Genomic DNA, 8,590 nt, shown 5'->3' with positions numbered 1-8,590 from the left:
TATCATCGCGTCTCCCCAAAGAAAGCTTGACCCCAGCACTCCGGTGCTCAGGTTCTCCTGGCTGCCGGATGCGCACGTCTGCGGTCTTCACCGGATGCGTACGGTAGATGGCAGCACCGCGGATATCTACCGTCACGACATGGCATTCCTGGGCGCAGCCGCCACCGGCATCATCAACGAGGTGCGCGGCATCAACCGCGTCGTCTATGACGTGACGAGCAAACCGCCAGGCACAATCGAGTGGGAGTGAGGGAAACGGCGATGATAGGCGGCTCTAGCGTAGAATTTCGCAGAAAATACAATGATTTGCGGGCAGGGCAGACTGCTAGCCAGGGCACCTTATCAATGGAATTGACAAACCTATCAAGTCGTTTGAAATCGTTAAGTTTATCGGAGCGCCTGGCGCGGCTCCCAGCTTGTAGCAGATCACTCTGACGGTACTTTTGACGGTACTTTTCGTATCCGACAGAGCATTCTAAAAAGTACCGTCATTCGTTTTTGGGATTTGACGGTACTTTTCTGTGCGTCAACGCTTTGAAATATAACGAAAATTGCCCGTAGCATGACATTTCTGCGCTGACGGTACTTTAGTTATCGACATACATAGTTTCAGCTTTGGCTGCGGTACCGATCGATGTTCCGGACCCGATAGCATATGGTCGGATGGCACCGTCGCATCACCTATCAAATGTTGTCCCGACTGCTGCCGGATCTGCGATGGAGAGAAGCGTCGACCGCATCCAGGCGGGAGCTTGGACCGCGGTAGATGCGAGCGTCTTTTTATCGTTGGGAGAAAGATGAGGTGCCGCGATCTGTGCAAGCTCGGCCGCGCGCGCCGGCCCAATATGACGAAGCGCCTGGATACGGTCCCGGCCAAGCTGCCCGGAGCAATCAAATGCTTATCCGCCCGCGTGGTCGTTGCCACCGTGCGCGGCGATGAACATGGCGACGGCCGACCGGCAATAGGATTCGATTTCGTTGTCGTCTTCTGCTCTCGCCTGATCGAAGCGTGCGATAATCAGGAGATCGGATCCTTTGAAAAGCGCGGCAAACAAGCGGGCGGACCGGAGAGGATCGGGCACGTTCAGAACCGCCTTCGCGTGCAGCTGGCGCAACAGGGCCTCGATTTGGGCGATGACATGGGCGGGGCCGGCTTCGTAATGGAGCTTGCTTAACGACTTTTGATTCGTCTTGTCGGCCATGACCATGGCTTCGACACTGCGGACGTCTGATCTCAACAGCGTACGAAGCAGTGATGATCCCACCGCCATGAGCTGATCGTCGACCGAACCGTCGACGCCTTCAAGAAGGGCCTGTGGTGCAAACAACTGATGGCAGCCGGCCGCGATGGCCGCGCTGAACAGCGCCTCCTTGTTCTCGAAGTGCCGATAGATGCTGAGCTTGGATATCTTCGCCCGCTGGGCGACCTTGTCCAATGTCGTCGCTTGAAAACCCAATTCCACAAAGAGTTCGCAAGCGGCGTCGAGTATCGTTTGGCCAAGCGCCTCGTTGGCGGGCCGGCCGCGCCGGCCCTGGCTGTTTTCGGTCACGACAATTCCAGTCCTTGACAGTATCCTAATTCTTGAATTACGATACCATGTAGTTTCCGAAATGTGCAAGCTAGCGGGTGGATTTCAACCTGTCCTCCAAATCAAGTTTCCCCGGGCCGCCCGGCGATATCGAATGCGGCATTGTCCGGCCGGCCAACACAGTGATGGGCGACTTTCTCGCCGATGCCGAAGCCCTGCTCGCTGCCCGTCTCGAGCGCGTATCGCTGGACGATATTTCGCGCCAGGCCCAGCCCACTCCCCTCCATCAACAACACGGAGCCCATCACCATGGATGACGTCATCATCATCGGCGGCAGCTTTGCCGGTCTCGCCGGCGCCCTGCAGCTCGGCCGTGCCCGCCGCAAGGTCACAGTTCTCGATACCGGCCTGCCGCGCAATCGCTTCGCCGGCCACTCGCATGGCCTGCTCGGTCACGATCACAAGCCACCGCTGGACATCCTGGCCGAGGCGCGGCAGCAGCTGGCGCGTTATCCCACGATCAGGCTGGTCAGTGCCCGGGCCGGCAGCGTCTCCGGCGCCATCGACGATTTCTCCGTCCTCACTGGCGATGGCGAAAGCCTTGGGGCGCGGCGCCTGATCCTGAGCTATGGCGTCGCCGACCAGATGCCTGATGTTCCGGGCTTTGCCGAAAGCTGGGGCACGTCCATCGTACCCTGCCCCTATTGCGACGGCTTTGAAGCCGCCGGCCAGCATTGGGGCCTCGTCTGGTCCGGCCCGCAGTCGCACAATTATGTCAGGCTGTACCACGATTGGACCGACACGTTGACGCTCTTCGCCGATGGTCACGACATTCCACCCGATATCCGGGCCGATCTGGCGCGCCGCAACATACCTGTCGTCGATGGCCGGATCACCGAGATCGCCCATCACGGGGGCCATATCGCCACCGTCAATCTCGATACCGGCCGCAATGTCGCGGTCGACATCCTGTTCGCCCATCCGCGCAACAAGCCGTCCGCAAGCCTGCATGAATCACTGGGCCTCGCCACGGTCGATACGCCCCTCGGCATCGCCCTCAAGGTCGACGAGCGCCGCGAAACTAGCATTCCCGGCATCTACGCCGCCGGCGACCTCGCCAACCCCCTCATGGCCTCGGTCACCCTGGCAACATCGCATGGCGCGACGGCGGGTATCTCCGCCCAGCAGTCGATGCTGGTTTGAGAGCACAGATTCCCTTCTCCGGTTGCCGCGGGCTATCATATTCTGAAGGTTGCGGGCCGGTGCCACGGAACGCGGGGCCCCTCTCCCCTGAGGGACGTCTTTGGCCGGTCAGCCGTCTCGAAGGGGCAGTTGAGCAAAACGATTCCTAGGCTCAGGCCGGTCCGCAAACGGTCCCAAAAAGACCCACAGGCTTTCCACAGGTTATTCAACCTCCCCCGGCCCCCTCCGGGAAGAAGTTCAGCAAGTGGAGGGCGCGACATTGCACCTTGAACCGTGCTGTCGCGTCCTCGGAGCGGGTGGGTCTTGAGGTGTCCAGTTTATGCTGCCGGGAGTGTCCAGTTTGCACTGCCAGCGGTATCCAGTTCACCTACAAACGGAGAGGGATGGCGCTTGGATGACGCTGCCGCGGCGGGTCGCGTTGTGGCGCGCTGTGCTATGAAAGTTAGTGACGGTACTTTCTTGGTTCGCTGTGAAACCCACCTGAGTTGCCCAAAGTGGGTCGGGAAAGGCGATCGACTTCGATAGATGCCAAAACCGCACAAAAAATTTTCGTGCTATTTTTCCATTTGAAATCAAGACTGTAACGTTTTGACGGCCCATGGGTCGGCTTCTTGCGCGGCAACGAATAAAAAACCTAGCTATATCAATGGCCTAACTAGATTTAGAACAATCGAGTGGGAATGAGCTCAAATTCGGTCCGACGGACGTTAGGGTGTCGGGTGGGTTGTGATCAGGCGGGGAACGTACGTCACTCTGATCGCGTCCTCGCCAACCCGGTCGCTGGCCACGAGACGCAGCGTTGAAGTGGCGATGGAGCGCCTCGCCCGGCATCGGCAGCCCGGGCCCGCCCTCGGCGCCAGCGACATAGCCGTCGAGCGACTGCATCATTCCGAACACAAGCTTCGCCATGCACAGGCTCCTATCGATCGACGACGATCCGAAGGGATCGCATTCATTTATACCTCGCCCTTACTTCGTCGGTTCGTTGGCTGCACACATTCTCTGACCTGTTCACGTTGGCCGGTAAATCTGCGCCACCGCGGCCCCCGGAAAGGCTTTCGAGCTCACCAGCTTGAGAGACATCGGCGCGGCGAGTTCGGAGAACAGCGGCAGGCCTTTGCCCAGCGCCACGGGGCCACCATCAGGGCGAGCTGGTCGACCAGTCCTTGGGCGACGAGACTGCGGGCGAAGCTCACTCCGCCGTGGGCGATGATCGGCTTGCCCTCTTGGGCTTTCAACTTGGCGACTTCCTCCGCCAAGTCACCGCTCGCCACATAGGCCTCCGCCCAACTTTCACCACCGGGCTGCAATTTCGCCGGCTGGTTGCGGCTGAGGCAACAGCCGGTGCACGCCGACTGATTTGATTTCCCAAGACCGGATACGGGTCTTTCCGTAACGGCGCCCATCAGCTTATCGATTTTTCTCGGCCTGGTTCTCCTTTCGTCGCACCGAGGCGGGTAAGCAGATTGAGCGTGATCCTGCCGACATCGTTCATGGCGCCTGCGGCTGGCAGCGCGCCGCACCAGGCAACCGAGCTTGCGGAAAAGATCAAGCCGCCTGCTGCGAGCTTTCGCAGGGTCATTTCGGCGCAGCGGCGGGCGATGCGTTGCTTATCCCCGCCCTCATACCAGCGCGTCGGATCCTGGAAGAAGCTGTCGGGAAATCCCGTCGCCCGCGCGATCACGACGGTGTCAGCGGAAGTGCCGAGGGCTGGATACGTCGCATCCACTTCGTAGCCCGCGGCACCGCCCAGCACCATGCCGTCGGTGCCGAAGGTCGCATTTTCAACGCCTTCGAACAGCCATGCGCATCCTGCTTCATGGCTTTCCTCAGTGCGCGTGAAGGGGCGTGCGCCATCGAAACCCATCAATGAGATTGCACCGCCGATCAGCGAGAATTCGCCTCGGCCGCGGCAGCGGAGATAGCCGCCTGGTTCGTTGGTGATCGACAGCGCCTGTTCGGCGACAGGGCCGTCCCAGGTGCGGCCGGCCTCCAGCGGCGAGCGCCGCAACTCCATCAGGTCGTCCTTGAAAGCCACAGTGGCAGCAAAGCCGTTTCCGCCGAGATAGGCGATGCTGCCGCCTTCGGCTACAAACTGCCGCAGCGCCTGCTCCATCTCGATCGACATATATTCGGGATGACTGCCGGTGACGACGGCTTGATGTCGACGCAAACCGTCTATGCCGCATTCGTGCAAATCGTGATCGGTCATGACGTCAAACACGATTCCATTGTCGTGGCAGAATCGGAGGAAATGCAGATCGACCGGCAAATTGTGTGGGCAGCCGCAGAGCGGATAATCGTAATCGTCCCTGAGCGTCACTTTCGGCTTTTTGTAGGAGCAGATGGAAACACCGCTAAGGTCGGAATGGTAGTCGTAAAGGGATTTCAGATTGTTGGCGATCGCGAAGCGATGTCCCCGGTCGTCGCCTTTCCATTCATAAAGATGATCGGGGAGATATTCGTCCGCATAAGCGAGATAGGTGGCCGTCGGCACGAGATACAACAGCGGCGACGAAACCTGTGAAGAGGTGACGAAGAACACCACGCGTTCGTAGCCACCCTCCCATTCGGCCTGGAACGCGTAGACGCCTGGGTGTGCGTTTTCGGGGATCGTCACGCGGTGCGAGACCGGCCACTCAAGCGGGCCGATGTCGTCGTCGTGGCAATGGATAGCGTCGTAGTGCGACGGCACCAAGCGAGGCTCGAAGCTCGATCCGTCCCAGCGTGCCGAAGTCACGCAGAAGGCTGGCTGATTGATCACGTCGAGGAGCAACGGATCTGCTCCGCCCGACGTCAGGATCGCCTGCGTTGGTAACAGCGTCGGGAAATCCCAGGCAACAGTCCCCTGTGGGGTGTCGAGCCGGATCGCAGCAAATTTCGCGTTGAGGGTAGGTTCGTGGTTGGTGGCGCTTGCGCCGAAATGGATGTCGTGCGCCTGGAGGGTCCGCTCAGGGCCGGCAAAACCTTCATGGAGTTCGTAAGGCGCGAGACGGTCATGGGATTTGATGCGCAGGCGCAACTGCTCCTGCCGCAGGTCCAACTCGACAGTGAGCCACACACCAGTTGGCGCCTTCTTCTCGACAAGGGTTTCGCCGCCGATTTCCACGACAAATGCGCCGTCGCGGAGGCGCAGCCCGAGGGCGCCTGCTTCCAGGATCGTGCGCGCACCTTCGTTGCGCGTGAGGAACAGCTCGAAACGTATGTCGTGGACGGCTTGTACTTTGGCCAGTTCGCCGGCTCGCACGAACAGGAACGACCCTTGGTCGAAATGCCGACGCCGTGCTTCACCTACCGTTTCGATGGGCCAGGCGAGAAATTCCGGAACCGGCTTGTCGAGCCGGCAAATTCGTGTGGCCTTTATCGGCCGGTCGCATGACAGGCTGAGGGTGATCCGCTGGCCTGCTTTGGCACTCCAGGGGGTTGTATAGCCGACCACGCTCATCGCGTCGTGGTTTACTGCGCGCTTCATCTATCCCTCCCGATGAACTCCAGATGGGCTGGGGCGAACCGCGTAGACCGGTCCGATGTCGGCCAATGCGCTGCCGCTCTGACAAGCAGAGTTCCGCATGGCGCACTACGGCCATGATGTACATGCTTGTATAGATAAGCTGCATTCGGATAGTCTCGACGCGATCGGTCCAAGCGCGACATTACCAAGGACGATGACATGCGCAACGCATCTCTCTTCGATCTGTCAGGCAGGAAGGCGCTTGTAACCGGCGCAAGCCGTGGCATCGGGCGCAGCATCGCCGAGGCGCTCAGCGCGGCCGGCGCCGACGTCGCGGTCACAGCGCGCAGCGTGGCCTCGCTCGAGAAGACGATGGCCGCCATCCGCACCGCCGGCGGGGTCGCGCATGCCATCGCCCTGGATGTCACCGATGTCGACCGCTGCCGGGCGGCGACAGCCGAGGCCGGCAGCCTGCTCGGAGGTCTCGATATTCTCGTCAACAATGCGGGGGTGGAAGAGGTCCGGCCTTCACTCGATGTCGACGAGGCCTTGTGGGACCGGATTGTCGATACGAATCTCAAAGGCGCCTTCTTCTGCGCCCAAGCCGCCGCGCGGCAGATGAGAGACGCCGGACGGCCCGGCGTCATTATCAATCTCTGCTCGCTGACCTCCGAGGTTGGGGTTCCCACGGCGGTGCCGTACGGCTCGTCGAAATCAGGCCTCCTCGGCATGACGCGGGCGCTTGCTGCAGAGTGGGCCGATCTCGGGATCCGGGTCAACGCCATTGCGCCTGGCTATTTCAGAACAGCGATGACAGACGTGTTCTACAGCAACGAGGCGTGGCAGCAATCGATGCTCGCCAAGATTCCGCAGCGCCGTTTTGGTGATCTCTCGGACCTGCACGGAATCGCGGTGTTCCTCGCTTCGGATGCGGCAGCCTACATAACCGGCCAGTCCATTCCCGTGGATGGAGGCTTTCTCGCATCGATTTGAAGGCTTCAGGGGCCGGAGACGTGTCCCAGAAGTGATCGACAAGCGCTAATCGTAATTGCGTTCTAACAAAAGGAGCCGCCATGTCTGACGTCAGCTTCCACCGCCTGTCATCCCTCAGCGTCGATCAGCGGGCCAGTTTACTGAAACGCGCCGAAGGAGATCTGTCTTCCTTCATCGAAAAGGTCCGTCCAATCATTCAGGCCGTCAAGGATGAAGGTGACGCGGCACTGCTCCGGTTTGCACGCGAACTCGACAAAGCCGATGTTGCCGACGGTGGACTGAAAGTTTCGGAAGCGGAGTTCGACGCGGCATTCGACAAGGTCGAAAAGGATGTCGTGGAGAGTATCCGGTTCGGCATTGAGAACATCCGGCATTTCCACGAGGAGCAGCGCCCGGAAACGATGTGGCTCAAGGAAGTTCGGCCGGGCGCCTATGCGGGCGACCGATACACACCGATTGCTTCCGTTGCGCTTTATGTGCCGCGCGGCAAAGGCGCCTTTCCCTCGGTGACGATGATGACTTCGGTTCCGGCGGTGATTGCCGGGGTTCCCCAGATCGCGATCGTGACGCCTGCGACTTCGGATGGTTCCGTCGACGCCGCGACGCTGGTTGCTGCCCGCATCGCCGGCGTGGAGACCGTGTACAAGTGCGGCGGCGCCCATGCGGTCGCCGCCGTCGCCTATGGGACCGAGACCGTGAAGCCTGCCGTCAAGATCGTCGGGCCGGGGAGCCCCTGGGTGGTGGCGGCAAAGAGCGTGTTGTCCCCGATCATCAACACAGGTCTCCCCGCCGGTCCTTCCGAAGCGATCATTTTTGCCGATCACAGCGTCGACGGCGGCCTGGCTGCTCTTGACCTGTTGATCGAGGCCGAGCACGGGCCGGATTCCTCGGCCTACCTGGTGACGCACAGCCGCAAGGTCGCCGAAGCCGCATTGATTGCGATACCGGAACATTGGTCCCGGATGAGCGAACAGCGTGTGGAGTTCTCGCGCGCGGTGCTGACTGGAAGGCGCGGCGGCATCGTGCTGACCGAGTCGCTGGAGGACAGCTACCGCTTCATCAACGATTATGCGCCGGAGCATCTCGAGATTCTGTCAACGGAGCCATTTGCGCATCTCGGACGTATCACGGAAGCTGCCGAGATCCTCATGGGTCCGCATACGCCGGTGACCCTCGCCAACTTCGTCCTGGGACCCAATGCGGTGCTGCCGACCAGCCGGTGGGCGCGAACCTTTGGACCGCTTTCCGTGACGGATTTCGTCAAGAGATCGTCGGTCGGCTATGTGACCTCGGCGGCCTATCCGGAACTCGCCCTGCATGCCCGCAGGCTCGCCCGCTACGAAGGATTCAGCTCGCATGAGAACGCGGTTTCGGAGATCCGCGATCGCTATCTCGCCGGCTGAGCGGAAACGAT

The 8,590-nt window shown here is 60.7% G+C and carries 7 protein-coding genes and 1 pseudogene; 4 read left to right on the top strand and 4 right to left on the bottom strand.

Annotated features, from left to right (window positions below):
- Positions 1-250 (top strand): GMP synthase (glutamine-hydrolyzing) (locus NKJ81_RS25270; RefSeq protein WP_502904323.1); only part of this gene is annotated, 250 nt, incomplete at its 5' end.
- Positions 251-899: 649 nt separating this feature from the next.
- On the opposite strand, the gene NKJ81_RS25260 is transcribed toward NKJ81_RS25270, so the two are convergent.
- Positions 900-1,550: a TetR/AcrR family transcriptional regulator gene (locus NKJ81_RS25260; protein WP_352542048.1), complete on the bottom strand. Its 651-nt coding sequence runs from the start codon at positions 1,548-1,550 to the stop codon at positions 900-902.
- Positions 1,551-1,651: 101 nt separating this feature from the next.
- Complete coding sequence (locus NKJ81_RS25255) at positions 1,652-1,840, bottom strand: hypothetical protein (protein WP_352542047.1); 189 nt, start codon at positions 1,838-1,840, stop codon at positions 1,652-1,654.
- On the opposite strand from NKJ81_RS25255, the gene NKJ81_RS25250 reads away from it, so the two are divergent.
- Positions 1,839-2,732 carry an NAD(P)/FAD-dependent oxidoreductase gene (locus NKJ81_RS25250; protein WP_352542046.1) on the top strand — a complete coding sequence of 298 codons (894 nt, stop codon included), beginning with the start codon at positions 1,839-1,841 and terminating at the stop codon, positions 2,730-2,732. The genes NKJ81_RS25255 and NKJ81_RS25250 overlap by 2 nt on opposite strands.
- Positions 2,733-3,922: 1,190 nt before the next feature.
- Here the strand turns inward: NKJ81_RS25250 and NKJ81_RS25245 are convergent.
- Both NKJ81_RS25245 and NKJ81_RS25240 read right to left on the bottom strand, forming a co-directional pair.
- Positions 3,923-4,138: pseudogene (locus NKJ81_RS25245) on the bottom strand (hypothetical protein); the annotation flags it as partial.
- On the bottom strand, positions 4,138-6,204 hold the full coding sequence (locus tag NKJ81_RS25240; protein WP_352542045.1) for a N,N-dimethylformamidase beta subunit family domain-containing protein: 2,067 nt from the start codon (positions 6,202-6,204) through the stop codon (positions 4,138-4,140). The pseudogene NKJ81_RS25245 and the gene NKJ81_RS25240, both read right to left, overlap by 1 nt.
- Before the next feature lie 198 nt (positions 6,205-6,402).
- Between NKJ81_RS25240 and NKJ81_RS25235 the strand changes: the two genes are divergently transcribed.
- Both NKJ81_RS25235 and hisD read left to right on the top strand, forming a co-directional pair.
- Positions 6,403-7,176 carry an SDR family NAD(P)-dependent oxidoreductase gene (locus NKJ81_RS25235; protein ID WP_352451001.1) on the top strand — a complete coding sequence of 258 codons (774 nt, stop codon included), beginning with the start codon at positions 6,403-6,405 and terminating at the stop codon, positions 7,174-7,176.
- 80 nt (positions 7,177-7,256) lie between these two features.
- Entirely contained in the window at positions 7,257-8,579 is a 1,323-nt protein-coding gene (gene hisD / locus NKJ81_RS25230; protein ID WP_352542044.1) for a histidinol dehydrogenase, read from the top strand.
- The last annotated feature ends 11 nt before the right edge of the window (positions 8,580-8,590 follow it).

It is taken from the genome of Mesorhizobium sp. M0018 (assembly GCF_040323955.1).
GTDB lineage: Bacteria > Pseudomonadota > Alphaproteobacteria > Rhizobiales > Rhizobiaceae > Mesorhizobium.
This window is presented reverse-complemented; position numbering and strand designations above follow the sequence as displayed.

What these genes read in the sequence shown, in the direction of transcription:
- NKJ81_RS25250 (WP_352542046.1), top strand. Translation starts at nt 1,839, where the DNA reads ATGGATGACGTCATCATCATCGGCGGCAGCTTTGCCGGTCTCGCCGGC.
- NKJ81_RS25255 (WP_352542047.1), bottom strand. Translation starts at nt 1,840, where the DNA reads ATGGTGATGGGCTCCGTGTTGTTGATGGAGGGGAGTGGGCTGGGCCTG.
- hisD (WP_352542044.1), top strand. Translation starts at nt 7,257, where the DNA reads ATGTCTGACGTCAGCTTCCACCGCCTGTCATCCCTCAGCGTCGATCAG.
- NKJ81_RS25240 (WP_352542045.1), bottom strand. Translation starts at nt 6,204, where the DNA reads ATGAAGCGCGCAGTAAACCACGACGCGATGAGCGTGGTCGGCTATACA.
- NKJ81_RS25235 (WP_352451001.1), top strand. Translation starts at nt 6,403, where the DNA reads ATGCGCAACGCATCTCTCTTCGATCTGTCAGGCAGGAAGGCGCTTGTA.